Annotated in this window: 14 protein-coding genes; all 14 read left to right on the top strand. The window is 45.5% G+C overall.

What is annotated here, in order from left to right; genetic code table 11:
* The first annotated feature begins 61 nt into the window (after nucleotides 1–61).
* The 14 genes from ACZ45G_RS30445 to ACZ45G_RS30380 all read left to right on the top strand — a co-directional run bounded on the left by ACZ45G_RS30445 (nucleotide 62) and on the right by ACZ45G_RS30380 (nucleotide 15276).
* On the top strand, nucleotides 62–2428 hold the full coding sequence (locus ACZ45G_RS30445) for an arylsulfatase (protein WP_464174394.1): 2367 nt from the start codon (nucleotides 62–64) through the stop codon (nucleotides 2426–2428).
* Nucleotides 2429–2674: a DUF1214 domain-containing protein gene (locus tag ACZ45G_RS30440; RefSeq protein ID WP_464180055.1), complete on the top strand. Its 246-nt coding sequence runs from the start codon at nucleotides 2429–2431 to the stop codon at nucleotides 2672–2674.
* 138 nt (nucleotides 2675–2812) lie between these two features.
* Nucleotides 2813–3808, top strand: coding sequence for an HAD family hydrolase (locus ACZ45G_RS30435; protein WP_464174393.1), 996 nt, complete (start codon nucleotides 2813–2815; stop codon nucleotides 3806–3808).
* Between the two features lie 108 nt (nucleotides 3809–3916).
* On the top strand, nucleotides 3917–5428 hold the full coding sequence (locus ACZ45G_RS30430) for an amidohydrolase family protein (RefSeq protein WP_464174392.1): 1512 nt from the start codon (nucleotides 3917–3919) through the stop codon (nucleotides 5426–5428).
* A 322-nt stretch (nucleotides 5429–5750) separates the two neighbouring features.
* Entirely contained in the window at nucleotides 5751–6845 is a 1095-nt protein-coding gene (locus tag ACZ45G_RS30425; protein ID WP_464174391.1) for a CobW family GTP-binding protein, read from the top strand.
* Nucleotides 6846–6928: 83 nt separating this feature from the next.
* Nucleotides 6929–7453: an SPASM domain-containing protein gene (locus tag ACZ45G_RS30420; RefSeq protein WP_464174390.1), complete on the top strand. Its 525-nt coding sequence runs from the start codon at nucleotides 6929–6931 to the stop codon at nucleotides 7451–7453.
* A complete protein-coding gene (locus ACZ45G_RS30415) occupies nucleotides 7450–7908 on the top strand; it encodes a hypothetical protein (protein ID WP_464174389.1) in 459 nt (152 codons plus the stop codon). Before ACZ45G_RS30420 ends, ACZ45G_RS30415 begins: the two co-directional genes overlap by 4 nt.
* 389 nt (nucleotides 7909–8297) lie before the next feature.
* Entirely contained in the window at nucleotides 8298–8774 is a 477-nt protein-coding gene (locus ACZ45G_RS30410) for a mobile mystery protein A (protein WP_464174388.1), read from the top strand.
* The gene (locus ACZ45G_RS30405) at nucleotides 8774–9355 is read left to right on the top strand and encodes a mobile mystery protein B (RefSeq protein ID WP_464174387.1); all 582 of its coding nucleotides are present in this window, start codon (nucleotides 8774–8776) and stop codon (nucleotides 9353–9355) included. Before ACZ45G_RS30410 ends, ACZ45G_RS30405 begins: the two co-directional genes overlap by 1 nt.
* A 45-nt stretch (nucleotides 9356–9400) precedes the next feature.
* The gene (locus ACZ45G_RS30400; protein WP_464174386.1) at nucleotides 9401–9802 is read left to right on the top strand and encodes a DUF4143 domain-containing protein; all 402 of its coding nucleotides are present in this window, start codon (nucleotides 9401–9403) and stop codon (nucleotides 9800–9802) included.
* Nucleotides 9803–10106: 304 nt separating this feature from the next.
* Nucleotides 10107–10577 carry a hypothetical protein gene (locus tag ACZ45G_RS30395; protein WP_464174385.1) on the top strand — a complete coding sequence of 157 codons (471 nt, stop codon included), beginning with the start codon at nucleotides 10107–10109 and terminating at the stop codon, nucleotides 10575–10577.
* 54 nt (nucleotides 10578–10631) lie between these two features.
* Nucleotides 10632–13298 (top strand): LuxR C-terminal-related transcriptional regulator, encoded by a 2667-nt coding sequence (locus tag ACZ45G_RS30390; RefSeq protein WP_464174384.1) that lies wholly within the window; start codon nucleotides 10632–10634, stop codon nucleotides 13296–13298.
* A 130-nt stretch (nucleotides 13299–13428) separates the two neighbouring features.
* Nucleotides 13429–13683 carry a hypothetical protein gene (locus ACZ45G_RS30385; RefSeq protein WP_464174383.1) on the top strand — a complete coding sequence of 85 codons (255 nt, stop codon included), beginning with the start codon at nucleotides 13429–13431 and terminating at the stop codon, nucleotides 13681–13683.
* A gap of 33 nt (nucleotides 13684–13716) precedes the next feature.
* Nucleotides 13717–15276 (top strand): DUF1254 domain-containing protein, encoded by a 1560-nt coding sequence (locus ACZ45G_RS30380; RefSeq protein ID WP_464174382.1) that lies wholly within the window; start codon nucleotides 13717–13719, stop codon nucleotides 15274–15276.
* Nucleotides 15277–15283 lie beyond the last annotated feature (7 nt).

Genomic DNA, 15283 nt, shown 5'->3' with positions numbered 1-15283 from the left:
GCAGATGAAACGCGGAACCTGTTTGAAAAAACGTTTAACTTCAATCAAAAGGAGGAGTATCATGAGAAAAGCAATCACCTGTATAACCATTTTACTCATTGCGTTGTGCCTGCCGATGGCGGGTATGGCCAAGGATGCCCCAGTCAAGGCGCAGGTCGACCGCACTGAGCTGCCGGTCAAAGAGCCCTGGTATCCGCCCATCACGACCCTGGATGCGCGCGACGCCAAGGCGCCGCCCATGTTCGCGGTCGAGGCGCCGAAGGACGCGCCCAACGTGGTGATCATCCTACTGGACGACCTCGGATTCGGCGGCACCAGTGCCACCGGCGGCGTAATTCCAACACCTCACTTTAACAAGCTCGCCGACCAGGGCCTGCTTTACAATCAGTTCCACACCACGGCGCTGTGTTCGCCGACGCGGCAAGCGCTCATAACCGGCCGCAATCACCACTCGGCCAACCAAGCCAAGATTTCCGAGGTGGCCACCTCCTTTCCCGGTGCCACCGGGATGCTGCCCAATGACGTCGCCACCGTTGCCGAGATGCTCCGGCTCAACGGCTACAGCACGGCCGCCTACGGTAAGCACCATGAAACCGCGGTCTGGGAAATCAGTCCCTCGGGTCCGTTCACGCGCTGGCCGAACTTTATCGGTTACGATGAATTCTACGGCTTCATGGGCGGGGAAACCAATCAATGGACACCGAGCATTTATCATAACTTGAACATGATTGAGCCCCCGGATGATCCCGACTACCACTTCATGAACGACATGGCCACCAAGGCCATCGAGTGGATGCGCTTCCAGCAGGCGCTTACCCCGGACAAGCCGTTCTTCGTCTATTTTGCGCCCGGCGCGGTCCACGCGCCGCATCACGTACCGCAGTCCTACATCGACAAGTATAAAGGCAAGTTCGACGAGGGCTGGGATGTGATCCGCGAACGGATCTTCGAGCAGCAGAAGAAGCTCGGCGTCATTCCCAAGGACACCAAGCTGGCCAAGAAGCCCGACGACATCAAGGACTGGAAGGATCTTTCGGCCAAGGAGCAAAAACTCTTTGCCCGTCAGGCCGAAGTATTTGCCGGCTTCCTCGACATGACCGACCACGAGACAGGCCGTTTCATCCAGGCGATCGAGGATATGGGCGAGCTCGACAACACGCTCATCTTCTACATTGCCGGCGACAACGGGACCAGCGCCGAGGGCGGCATGAACGGACTCTTCAACGAATACACCTACTTCAACGCCGAGCCAAAAGGTTCGGACATCGATGTCATGATGAAGCACTACGACGATTGGGGTGGGCCGACCACCTATCCGCACATGGCGGCCGGTTGGGCGGTCTGTTTCGATTCGCCCTTCACCTGGACCAAGCAGGTGGCCTCCAACTATGGCGGCACCCGTAACGCCATGGCCGTCCGCTGGCCCAAGCGGATTAAGGCCAAGGGCGAGGTGCGCAATCAGTGGCACCACGTGATCGACGTGGTCCCCACCATTCTCGAGGCGGCCGGACTGCCGGAACCGCGCATTGTCAACGGTACGCCGCAGCGTCCCATCGAAGGGACGAGCATGGTCTACACCTGGGACTATCCCAAGGCGCCCAGCCGGCACCAGATCCAGTACTTCGAGATGTTCGGCAACCGCGGCATCTACTACGACGGCTGGTTCGCCGGGACCATCCACCTGAAGCCGTGGGGCAAGGTTGAGAACAAGCTCGTCGATGACACCTGGGAGCTCTACCACGTCGCGGAAGACTTCAGCATGTCCGAGGACCTTGCGGCGAAGCACCCTGATATGCTCAAGAAGCTGCAGCAGGCTTTCCTCGGCGAGGCGGTGAAGTACAAGGTACTTCCCATCGACGACCGGCGCCTGGAACTGTTCAATCCCAAACTCGCCGGCCGACCCGACTTGATGTTCGGCCGCAAGACCCTCGTCCTTTACGAGGGCATGACCGGATTGCTCGAGAACGACTTCATCAATGTCAAGGCCACATCCTTCGAGATCGTTGCCGACATCGAGACCGGCGACAAACCGGCCAACGGCGTGATCGTGTCGCAGGGCGGTCGCTTCGGCGGCTGGAGTCTGTATGTGAAGGACGGAACACCAATCTACACCTACAACTACCTCGGCCTCGAATACTCCACCGCCACATCGAGCGAAAAGCTGCCCAAGGGCAAAGCCACCGTGAAGATGGATTTTGCTCACGATGGTGGAAAAAATCGAAGTGCGGGCGGGACGGTGACGCTCTCCGTCAACGGAAAATCCGTCGGTTCCGTCAAGGTGCCGGCCACTCAGTTCGCGCTCTTCTCCGCGGACGAGACCGCCAGCGTCGGCATGGACCTCGAGACGCCCGTGGTGAAGGACTACACCCTCAAGACAAGCAACTTCACCAGCAAGATCAACAAGGTGATTATCAATTTGAAAGATTAAATTAATAACACCCGGGGCAGCCGGAGTCCGGCTGCCCCGGGTCTCGTCACCAATAGACAAAAAGGTCAGGATGAAGGCATTAAAACCAATCCCGACGGATCGGTGGATATTTACTTTTCTCCAAAAGCCCCGAAAGGCATGGAGGACAACTGGCTCCAGACCATTCCCGGAAAAATCTGGTTCATTGCCCTGCGTATCTATGGACCCGAACAGCCCTGGATCGACCAGACCTGGCGGCCGGGTTAGATCAAGCCGGTGAAGTAACGATAAATATAACTCAGGGTTAGCGGGGATCGGAACTCTCCGCCGCTCCGTTATCCTGAAATTAAAAACAGGAGAGTAAACATGAACATAAAATTATTAACGACGCTTAAGGAGTACTCAATGAAACGCATTATTCTCGCTGTATTCACCTTCGTCTTCGCCTTGACTATCGTCAGTCTCGCGACAGCCCAGGGCATTGATCCACTTCCATCCTGGAACGATGGCAAGTCCAAGCAGTCCATCATAAAGTTTGTAGAAAGGGTGACGAAGCAAGGCTCGCCTGACTTCGTGCGGCCAGAGGAACGCATAGCCACTTTTGATCAGGATGGTACTTTATGGTGTGAACAACCTGTTGTTCAGTTTGAGTTCGTTGTTTATCAAATCAAGAAAATGGCTCCTGCACATCCTGAATGGAAAAATCAATTGCCCTATAAAGCGATTCTTGAGGGTGATAAGAAATATTTGATAAATGACTTAATGAATAATCATGGCGCAGGATTAATGAAATTATTCATAGCTACGCATACTGGTATGCCTATCGAGAAATTTAATTTGGAGGTAAAAGAATTCTTTAATGCTTCTCGTCATCCAAAGTTTAATAAAAAGTATACCAAGACAATTTATCAACCGATGCTGGAACTTTTGCAATACTTGCGTGAGAATGATTTTAAAACATACATATGTTCTGGTGGCGGCAATGATTTCATGCGCGTAATTGCAGAGAATACCTATGGCATCGTTCCCGAGAATGTAATTGGCAGTTTCGCAATGAATACCTTTAAACAGGTTGATGGTTCATGGAAGGTTGTTAAAGACGATAAAAACTTTTTCATTAATGATAAAGACACCAAACCAGCAGCCATTGAACAACGCATCGGTCGTATTCCGATCTTTGTTGCAGGAAACATTCGAAGCGGAGGAGATATTGGTCAGCTTACCTACAGTATGACGAATGCATTGCCAAATTTTCAATTGCTGATCAATCATGATGATAACAAACGAGAATTTGCTTACGCAGAAAAAAATAATGCGTCATTGATTGCCGCTAAAGAAGGTGGTTGGCATGTTGTAAGCATTAGAAATGACTGGTTGAAAATATTTCCTTTCGATAATTGAAACTTTTCGACTATCTCGACCAAATGCGCGGCGTACAGGCCTTTATGGACAATCATATCACCATCGGAAAATCTAAAAAACAGAGTACACATCTAAAGGAGAAACATCATGACCGCATCAAACGAACAGTATGACCTCGTCATCACTGGCGGACGGGTAATGGATCCCGAAACAAAACTGGATGCCATTCGCAATGTAGGTATTAACGGAGACAAAATAGCCGTAGTAACTAAAGATGACATCAAGGGAAAAGAGACCATTGATGCCAAAGGCTTGGTTGTAGCACCAGGATTTTTGGATATGCACCATCACAATACAGGAACACCTTTTGGCGAAAAACTGGCCATGCGCGATGGCGTAACAACTCCCATGGAATTAGAGGTTGGTGTTACCAGAGTAAAAGAAGTTTATGCGGATCGTGAAGGGAAATGCAGGTTAAACTATGGATATTCAAGCAGTACAATGGCTGCCAGAGAAATTATTCTGAATCCGGAATACAAGAGCGTTTTCACTGGCGAATTCCTTTTTGATCTTGTGGCGGATGGAAAAGATGCCAAAACTTCAATGCAGTGGTCAAAAGGCCATATGACGAGCGAGCAGGATAAGGAATTCGAAACATTGCTTTGCAATGGAATAGAAGAAGGTGCTTTAGGTGTTGGGCATGCCGTGGGATATATGACCGCAGGTTGCTCCCAACAGAATTCCATTACTGCCCAGAAAGTTGCCGCAAAGTACGGCATGTCAACCTTCGTTCACGGTCGTTTTTCAGGTCAGATGCCACCTACAAGTGGATTGCTTGGATTCCTGGAAATGATGGCACCCCAAGAAATATATGGCGGAGCAATTGTGTTTCAACACATGCATGCCCAGGCACTTGCCGATATAAAAACCGCATTGGATATGTTTTCTGCAGCCCGGAAAAAAGGCATAAAAGTTATCCCTGAGATTTATCCATACAACTATGGAGCAACCATTTTAGGTGCCGACTATTTAAAACCCGACAATTATGGGCCTAATATGGGTCGCGATTATGATGGCATCATCCGAACAGCTGATTTGAAGCCTTATGATAAAGATACGTATGCTGAAGGCATGAAAGAAAACCCAATGGAATCGGTTATGTTTTATAATTCTACGGATGAGGATATGTACTACGGTTTAGCACACCCTGAGTCTGTTATAGGAAGTGATGCCTTTCTTTACACTGTGCGTGCAACAGGCGAAACCGCTTTTTCCTGGGATACAGCCCCGGATGCTGTAAACGGTCATCCAAGAGGTTCGGGAACACATGCACTTTTCCTGAGACTGGTAAGAGAAAAGAAAGTTGATATTCCGCTGATGACAGCCATTTCAAAAATGACATACATGATCACCGATTATCTTGCAGAAAATGGCGTTTCTCAAATGAATCAAAAAGGTCGTATTCAGGAAGGAAAAGATGCCGATATTACCATTTTCGATCCAGCTACAGTGACAGATAACTCAACCATGAAAGACGGAGGTTTGCAATCAACAGGAATTCCTTATGTAATTTGTAATGGAACTCTTGTGGTAAAAGATACGGAATGTGTGGATAACGTATTCCCAGGCAAGCCAGTTTACGGAGATGCGAAGAAATAATTGAAGAAGGTCATTCATAGACAGAAGTGACTAGTCAAGTGTGCTACTTCAGAACGTGATGCTGTCCGCCAGCTGGCGGATCAGCATCTCAAGCAGCAGATTTCCAAATTCCTGCCTGACGGCAGTCAGGAATTTGGAATGACGAACTAACTAGTTTCGTTACTTAAAACGTCATCCTGAACTTGTTTCAGAATCTTGTGAATCGGAGCTGTCATTTCGAATGAGGCACGAATAAGAATTGACAATCAGCGGAGCTAAATCTGTTCCTGATGTCAGAGATTTCTCCTCATAACCTCGTCGAAATGACAATTACGCAAAGGTTTTGATTAAAAAAAGAATCAAGCGCGAGCTTAAAGAGTATAAACAAATGATAATTCAAAAACCAATAGCACCAATTCCTGTAACCATCATTGGCGGGTTTTTAGGAGCAGGAAAAACTACGTTGCTGAATGATATTTTGACCGGAAATCATGGTATTCGTGCCGGGGTGCTGGTGAATGATTTTGGTGCCATAAATATTGATTCGCAACTTGTGGTTGGAGTGGATGATAGCGAAACCATAAGCCTTAAAAATGGGTGTGTTTGTTGTGATATTCGTGACGATTTGGTGGCTGCATGCTTGCTAATGTTGCAACGGCCTGAACCGCCCGAAATGTTAATCATTGAAACGAGTGGGGTTTCAGATCCTTTTCAGGTGGCTAATAGCTTCGTAAATCCAGATTTTAAAGGTGCTTTTTTATTGAATGCCATACTTACGGTAATTGATGCTGAACAGTTGCCAAATCTGAAAGGAGAAATGGCTTTATTAGCAAAGAAACAAATAGAGGTGGCAGATTTTTTGGTGCTTAATAAAGTGGATTTAGTTACGAATGAAAATTTGACAGCCGTTAAAGAAGTAGTACGTAAAATTGCACCGAAATCACGTATTCTTGAAACCACTTACGGAAAAATTCCATTGGAATTGGTTTTCTCTGATAATACTATAATTCTCAGTGGTTTTAGGTTGCTAAGTAATACTCAAGCGTCATCGCATGCACATCAAACCTTTTCAACCTGGCACTGGACCAGCGATCAAAAGTTGTCCTTGCCCAAATTAAGATCGGTATTGGATAATTTACCCGGTTCAATTTTTAGGGCAAAAGGAATTATCTATCTCGAAGAAATGCCGACTTACAAAGTGGTTATGCAAATGGTTGGAGGAAGGTATGAGATTGGTGAAACGGATAAATGGGATACCATTAAACCAAAGACTGAAATCGTATTAATTGGTACCCGAAGTGGTTTTGATACAGAATTATTACAGGAAAAATTTGATGCGTGCATTGGAACTGGCGATGATTCTCATTCGCCGGTATTAAGATTAGTAAAAAAAATTGCACCTCATTTACTTCATGAAACTGCGGAGCGCGGAGCATAATTGAAGCGGATAGCACCTCACTGAGCACAAGCCTGCTTGCAATCAGCTATTTCGGAGGCGTTGCGTTTTCCTTCAGCGGAGCGTTGAGCGCCGTCGAAAAAGCTAAGGCGGGACAAGCTGGTAAAACCTTTGTTATGAATTTTGAATGGGCTCTGAACGGCTGGATCGGAACCCCTTCTTCTGTGTGCACCTTTGCCCGGCAATGCGGAAAATCGGTCATCGTGGAACACAACGGTGACGTATATGCCTGTGATCATTCGGTGTATCCTCAATATAAGTTAGGTAATATTCTTGACGACAATCCAGTGGCAATGGTTGAAAAATCGATCGTACAAGGATTTGGTGTTAGTAAAGAAAAATCTTTACCAAGGTGGTGTCAAGAATGCGACGTGCTTAAAGCCTGCTGGGGCGGCTGTCCCAAGCACCGGTTTGCGAAAACTTATTACGGAGAACCTGGATTACATTATCTGTGCGCCGGATATAAAAAGTATTTTTTCTATATCCGTAAATATTTGCATGCTTTGACTCGGGTTCTTGAAAATGGGCAACCCGCTTCTGATGTCATGAAGCTGTTCGACGGTCCGCTGGTGATCGTAAAGGAAAAATGATGAAAAATATTAAAAGAAAATCAATTGTTATAGCAGCCCTCCTCAGTGTCATGGTTTTTTTTATTTCCTTATCCGGATTGGTTGAAAGTGTTTTTTCCGGAACAGCGCAGGATGTCAAACAGAACAGTGGTTTTTCCCAAGCCCTGCGTCTTGAAGGAAATTGGGTTCGGCCGGATGGCGGATATAAACTTGTCATAGAAGATGTCAAGCCCGACGGGAGTTTAAAAGCATCCTATTATAATCCGCGTAAGATTAATGTACATGAAGCGAATTGGAAAGTTGAAAATGGCAGTGTGCATATTTTTGTCGAATTACAAGATGTTAATTATCAGGGATCAAAATATAACCTGGTCTACATAAATGAAAAGGATGTTTTTGAAGGAACCTATTTTCTGGCCGCACAAAAGCAAACCTTTAGCATTAATTTTTTAAGAATACCACAGGCTCAAAAGTAACACCAAGAAAGGAAATGTTTTGAAAATAAAGCAATTTATCATAGTAGCCATCGCCTGTTTCTGTATGACACAATATCTACCGATTTGTTTAACCGATCTTCTAAATCTATTATAAAATTAGATTTTGAGCGCAATCGGAGCATCCACAAAATATTTGATCAAGACTTATCGGTTCAAAAAATAATTCAGGATATTGAAATATTTTCAGAAACAAAGATCATCCCTGGCGAAACACTGCTATTAATTCCGTGGTATCAGAAAACCGGAGAAATTATCTATCATGCATATATATATAATAATAAAAATGTCCCGTACATATTTATATGTCTTGATAATTTCATTTTGATTATATATACGTGTACTAAGGCTTGCTAAACGCATATATAATTATGAACGAAATGAGAAAAAAACAAAAAAAAATAATTCGAGAACAATTGGATGACACCTTAAGTCGTTTTTCAACTATCGCCTCGGTAAACAGGCCGATGAAGGGATGGATTCGTGCCATCCGTGATGCTTTGGGAATGAATATGCGACAATTTGCTGACCGGCTTGGAGTCAGCAAATCTCGAATCCCTCGAATAGAACAGGATGAGATTACAGGAAGTCTTACCCTTAAAACTATGAATCGAGTTGCAGATAAGCTTGATTGTGTTTTTGTTTATGGGTTTGTGCCTCGAACAAGCTTAGACGATACTGTCAGAAAACAAGCCTCAATTATTTCTCAAAAACGAATGAACAGGCTTATGCACACTATGAATTTAGAAGCTCAAGGACTTTCATCTAAAAATGCTAAAAAAGCGTTTAATAATATGGTGGAAGAAATAATTGATTCCCCTTCTCTGTTGTGGGAGAAGGATAAATAATGATTGATTATGCTGACGGTGCTACCCCTGTTGATTATGCCGAACTCAAAGGGCTTTTGCCTACACATATTACAACCCGTGGCGAACTCGATTTTTTAGAGATGGAAAATATCAACCAAGCGATCATTTGGAGTGACAATTTAAAAACGAATGACATTTTAAATATCCAATTTATTTGTAAACTTCACAAACAAATGTTTTCTAATGTCTGGAAATGGGCAGGAAAATTTAGAAAATCTCAAAAAAATATTGGAATCCCATATATTCAAATTGAAGTGGAATTACAAACATTGTGTGATGATTCTCATGCGTGGATAGAGTATGATACTTATCCTCCAGATGAATTCGCAGCCAGATTTCATCACAGGTTAGTCTTCATACATCCATTTTCAAACGGAAATGGTAGACATGCACGACTTATGGCAGATTTAATTCTTGAAAAATTATTCTTCACAAAAGTTTTCTCTTGGGGAGGAGAGAGTCTTGCTAATCACAATAAAACCAGAGAAGAATATATTACAGCTTTAAAAATGGCAGATGAGCATGATTATTCTCTGTTGCTTGAATTTGTTAGATCCTAATCGGTTAATTTCCATTTCATTTTTTTTGAAATCAAACCATTATTTTTGGATATTGGCTTGATGCAGTATAATAGTGGTGTGCTGGCAACAGATGTGATGGTGGCCAAAGATTTATCTCATGTGTATCAGGGTGCTTTGGCAGAACAATTTGTTGGCCATGAGATATATGCTGCGGGAGGTTCTGAAAATAAAAGAATGTACTATTGGGCAAGAGATAAAAAAAGCAGTTCTGCCGAAATTGATTATTTATATGTAACCAATGGTGATGTCTTTCCAATAGAAGTTAAAAGTGGGCCAAAGGGAAAATTAAAAAGCCTGCATCTTTTTCTTGAAGAACACCCAAAAATCAATACCGGATACGTGATGTCACCAATTGCTTTTGAAAAACAACGCGTAGATAATATAGTCTTTATTCCGATTTATACTCAGTTTGATATGGTCAAGTAAAAATATTTCGAATTTTGAAGGAGTTTTTATACTTTGATTAAGAATCGTTACAAAATAACTTGATCTAAATTGTTTCCAAAAACCCTATCGTATTCGACAATATCCCCCACAACGGGGGATAAATTTCCCTCTCCATGGGGGATTTTTTTTTACGCAAAACCCTATACTATAAACAAAAAATAAAGCCAAAAAGCTAAATCTTTTTTAGAATGATTAAGAAAAGATTCAAGCGTTTATCTGCAAGAGGCTCTTACTACAACATCAACAAGGGAAAGGTTTTATCATAGGACGATATGTATTAATTTTGTTGCTGATTCTGGATCTATTGTCGGTATGTGATAAAGTAAGGGCCGATGATAATTTTCTGGACAAGCATGAGGTGAGTATTGGCTGGTCATTCTACACTGTACACTGGAGTGATGATTCACAGCAGGATAATGGTGAAGAGTACAACAATAACAATAACATCCTTGTGTTATCCATTGACCAGTGGTTTGTTTCTACGTTTGTTAACAGCTACTACAATCGATCGTATGCTTTGGGTTACACATTTCGTACTCCAAAGTGGCAGCCCTTCAGCAATGAACTATACGGTCGGGCAAATTTCCAAGCCGGTGTTGTGTATGGGTACGAGGGTGATCTGACAACCTTTGGTGGATGGCTGCCTGGTATTCTACCATCCATTGAAGTGGGGTATAAATGGTTCTCTATTGATACATTAGTCATACCCAGTGAAAGTGGTGTGATATCATGTATCCTTAAATTCACTTTTTGAGAAAGAATAAAATCAAAAGGCTAAATCTTTTTTATAATAATTAAGGGTCAATGCATGGATTCTGAATCAGGCAGCATAATTTTACTTCGAACCAAACTGCATCGGCCCCCAGTAACCCATCATCATGTGCATCGGTCAAAGTTGATGGAGCGAATGGACAAGAACAGCCATAAATCAGTGAACCTGATTTCTGCTCCAGCAGGTTACGGAAAAAGCATACTGGTCAGCTGCTGGCTTGAACAGTGTAAACACCCCGGTGCCTGGTTGTCCTTAGACCAAGATGACAACGACCTTCGACGGTTTTTGTCTTATTTTATTGCAGCCATTCAGACAATCCACCCCCATGCAGCCTGTAAAACACAAACCCTGATTGATTCGACACTCCTTCCACCACAAGATGTTTTGGCGACAACACTGGTCAATGAACTTGATTTGATCGACACTGATTTTAATATTGTCCTGGATGATATCCACCACATCCATGACAAACCGATCCATGATTTTTTGAACCGGGTGTTGAAATATCCGCCCCGATACATGCACTTGGTTCTGGTGGGGCGACGGGATCCACTCATCGCTGTTGCAACGCTGCGGTCCCGGGGGAAATTGGCGGAACTGCGCATGTGGGATTTACGCTTTTCCATGGATGAGTCCATAACATTTTTACAGGCAGCCACCGCTCACAAAATGGAACCATCAACCATTGCAGCCCTTGCAAAAAAAACAGAGGGCTGGGTGACCGGATTACATCTGGTGGCCCTGGCGATGCAGGGGCAGAAGAACCCTGGCCAAAAATTGTTAAAACTGAAAGGGGCCACCCACTACGTGGTGGAATACCTGATCAACGAAGTGCTGGATCATCAACCCGTTGACATCCGCAAGTGTCTGCTGCATATCTCCATATTGGATCGGTTCTGCGCCCCCTTGTGCAACGCCTTGTGTGGCATCGACGGGATGAGGTTCATCAAGGGCCTGCAATCAAACAACCTGTTCATCATCTCTTTGGATGCGGATAATCAATGGTTTCGTTATCATCATTTGTTCCAAAAATTATTGCGCCGGTTGTTAAATGATCATTTACCCCCAGAAGATATCAAGGCGCTGCATGATACGGCAAGTCAATGGTTTGCCTCCCAAAAGCTAATTGATGAGGCAATAGCCCACGCCATGGCAGCTGACAAGCCAGATCAGGCCGCTGACATAGTAGAAGCACATCGATTGGAAATATTAAATGCGGATAGATGGCCTGTCCTTGCCAGGTGGTTGTCTCAGCTGCCTGAGGCGGTTGTCTGGCAACGCCCTGAATTGTTACTGGGTGAAGCGTGGCTTGCCTACTACCGTTTTGGCATTGAAGAACTTATTCAAATTGTCGCACAGCTCGAAGCACTACTCGAAAAGAATGGTCATCGGCCGGCCTGGGAAGCGGAATTGAGCCTTTTTAAATCCTATCTGTGTTATTGGCAGGGGCAAACACAGGAAATGCTGACCCATGTTGCCAAGGCCCAAACCGGTCTCCCCTCTACCCATGACCTGATGCGTGCCGATTCCGAGATATATTTCGGACTGGCACATCACATGGCAGGTCAAAAGCAGATCGCCATTACGGCGCTGACCAACAGAATCAGTCGGCAACCAAATCACAAAGGACTTCTGATTACCCGGCAGATCATCACACTGGCATTTATCCATCTGTTATCCGGCAGCTTACAGGAAGCCGCCACCTACAGCAGGCAGCTGGGTGAACTGGCACACGATACCAGTCCTGTTTACATCAAATCTTGGAGCACATACCTACTGGGATGTTGCCATTTCCAGACAGGAAATTGGGAAGGGGCCCGGCGCTGTTTCCAATGGATGGCCGATAACCGGTACGTTGCCCATACAGCGGCAGTAATGAGCAGCCTGGTTGGATTGGGAGTAACACTTCATTTCATGGGTCAATCTAGGGAATCTTCCCAGCTCGCCCAACACCTTCTGGATTTTGCTGTGGAAACAAAGGACCCTGGCAACCTTGCCATTGCAGAATCAGGGCAAGCCAGAATCGCTCTGTTGCAGGGCGATCAGGAAGGCCGATGTCCATCGTACAACGCCACCACCATGGCCACCGCTTTTCTTTTTTTAGAGGCCCCACAGATTACACATTGCCGCCTGCTTGTGGCACAAGGATCCGAGGAAGCGATCCAAAAGATCGAAAGTTTTGTGAAATTGACGAAGGATATCCATAACACATTCCACCTGATCGATTTGTTTGTGTTACAGGCGGTTATTTTTTACAAACACAATCGGCTCAATGAAGCAGATCAGTCCTTGAAACAGGCATTGGACCTTGCCGCTCCCGGCGGCTGGGTCCGTCCATTTATTGAACTGGGTCCTGTTATGGGCGATTTGTTAATCCGCTTAAAGCAGCAAAACGTCCAAGTCAACTATGTCAACACCCTTCTTGAAGTCTTCCAGGACCTTAACATTGACCCCAAAAACCAGATCCATCCTCCAGTATCCATACTCGACACGCATTCCTTTGAATCGCTTACCAACCGTGAACTTGATGTGTTGGAACTTTTGGCTGAACGCCTGCAAAACAAGGAGATTGCCGAAAATCTCTGTGTTTCAATGGCCACGGTCAAAACGCATCTGCGGCACATATATGAAAAACTGGTTGTCCGCAATCGCCGTCAAGCAGTCTTAAAGGCTCAACAGTCAGGCGTGCTGGCCAAACGATAAAGCAACCGCTTATCCGCCATCGTCCATTTATCATCCTTTTGGGATGATGCCTTTTCTGTCACAAAGCGATATCCTTGATCAATAATTAGAATTATCAACATTTATGATTATGGATAGTTTTAAAACACCCATGCAAAAAACAACAAAAAGAAAATTCCTTCGTCCCTGGTCACCTGCCCATTATCGGATCCACGTCCAGGGATTGGTGCCAGAGGGGTGTGCTGAAATTTTTTATGGCATGCAGATCACATCCAGTGGGAACACAGATCTGTCAACTGTCACATGCCTGTCCGGTCGTATCGCAGACCAATCAGAACTGATGGGGGTGTTGAACAGTTTAGCAGAAATGCAGCTGTCGATTTTATCAATTGAGTGTATCGACTGAAAATTAATTTTTATTATAGAAAGGAGTCATATCATGAAGCGAAAAACATTGAAATCCCTGTCCGTGGCCGGTCTCTTGACCGCATGCCTCGCAGTCGCGATGCTGGCCGGTGCCGGAGTATTGACCGCACATGCAAAGGTAAAACTTCCGACCTATAAAATGACGACCGAGACGCCGGGCCAGATCACAACGCCGGATAAAGTTTCCACGCCGATCGGAACACTGGAATTTTTTGATGGTGTGCCGACCGGAAATACCACGGAGGCAATCTATGAATATATGGATCGCGCACGCGCCGTGCAGGTTTATGTAAACATGATTCCGACGGTTTCCATGTATTCACTGCGTAAAGCCCAGCATGAAATGGGTGCCATCGATTCTCATCAGATTCTTATCTGGGAAGAGTTGATGGATTCCAAAACGCGCTGGCTGACGCCGAATAACACCGCGCTTTATACGCTGGGATTTTTTGACCTGAAAAAAGACGGACCCACCGTAATGGAATTGCCGCCGGATGTACTCGGTATGCTGGATGATGGCACCATGCGGTGGCTCGGTGATATCGGTATGGCCGGCCCCGACAAAGGGAAAGGCGGAAAGTATCTTCTCCTGCCACCGGGCTATGAAGGCGAGGTGCCGGACGGTTATCATGTGTACCATTCAAAAACATACACTGTCTGGAACTTTATGCGTGGTTATGTGCGGACCAGCGTAAAAGATGCGGCGGAAAACATTAAAACCAATCTCAAGGTATATCCGTTATCTAAAATCAATAATCCGCCGGAAATGGCGTTCAAAAATATGTCCGGTGTGGAGGGTTACAATACCATTCCACCGAATGACTTCAGTTTCTATGAAATGGTCGATACCGCTGTTCAGTATGAGCCAGTTGGATTTATTGATGCGGAAACTACTGGACTGATGGCCTCCATCGGAATCGTGAAAGGGCAGCCCTTTAATCCTACGCAGCGGATGCGCCGGATTCTTTCTGAAGCCGTTGCGCTCGGCAATGCCTATGCCCGCGCAAACACAGTATTCCCCCGGGATCCGGGTGCCCGGATTTACAAGGATGTGGAAACGGAATGGGTTATGGGTTACGCCGACAAGGATACTTATTTCCTGAAAGACGGAGCGCGCCGTTACGATTCGCGCCTGTGGCTGCACTATAATGCTATCTGTGTGACCCCTTCCATGGCCGTTACCAAACCGGGCATCGGTTCCGACTACGGCATCGCCGGCCTAGATGCCAAGCATGACATACTTTATGGATCAAAAACCTACAAACTGCACCTGCCGAAGAACATTCCGGTGAAAGACAACTGGTCGGTCATTATTTATGACACCCAGACCCGGGCTATGCTGCAGACCGATCAACAGTTTGCCGGCATTAACAGCTATGGCGAAGGTCCTAAGAAAAATAAAGACGGCTCCATCGACATTTACTTCGCTCCAAAAGCGCCAAAAGGATGGGAAAAGAACTGGATTCAGACGATCCCCGGAAAAAGCTGGTTCATCATTTTGCGCCTCTACGGCCCGCTTGAGCCCTGGCTGGACCAGACCTGGCGGCCGAGTGAACTGGAGTTGGTGAAGTAACAATAAA

The sequence above is a fragment of the Desulfoconvexum algidum genome (genome assembly GCF_055382125.1).
The sequence above is the reverse complement of the archived record's forward strand: the minus strand, read 5'-3'. Positions and strand labels throughout refer to the sequence as shown.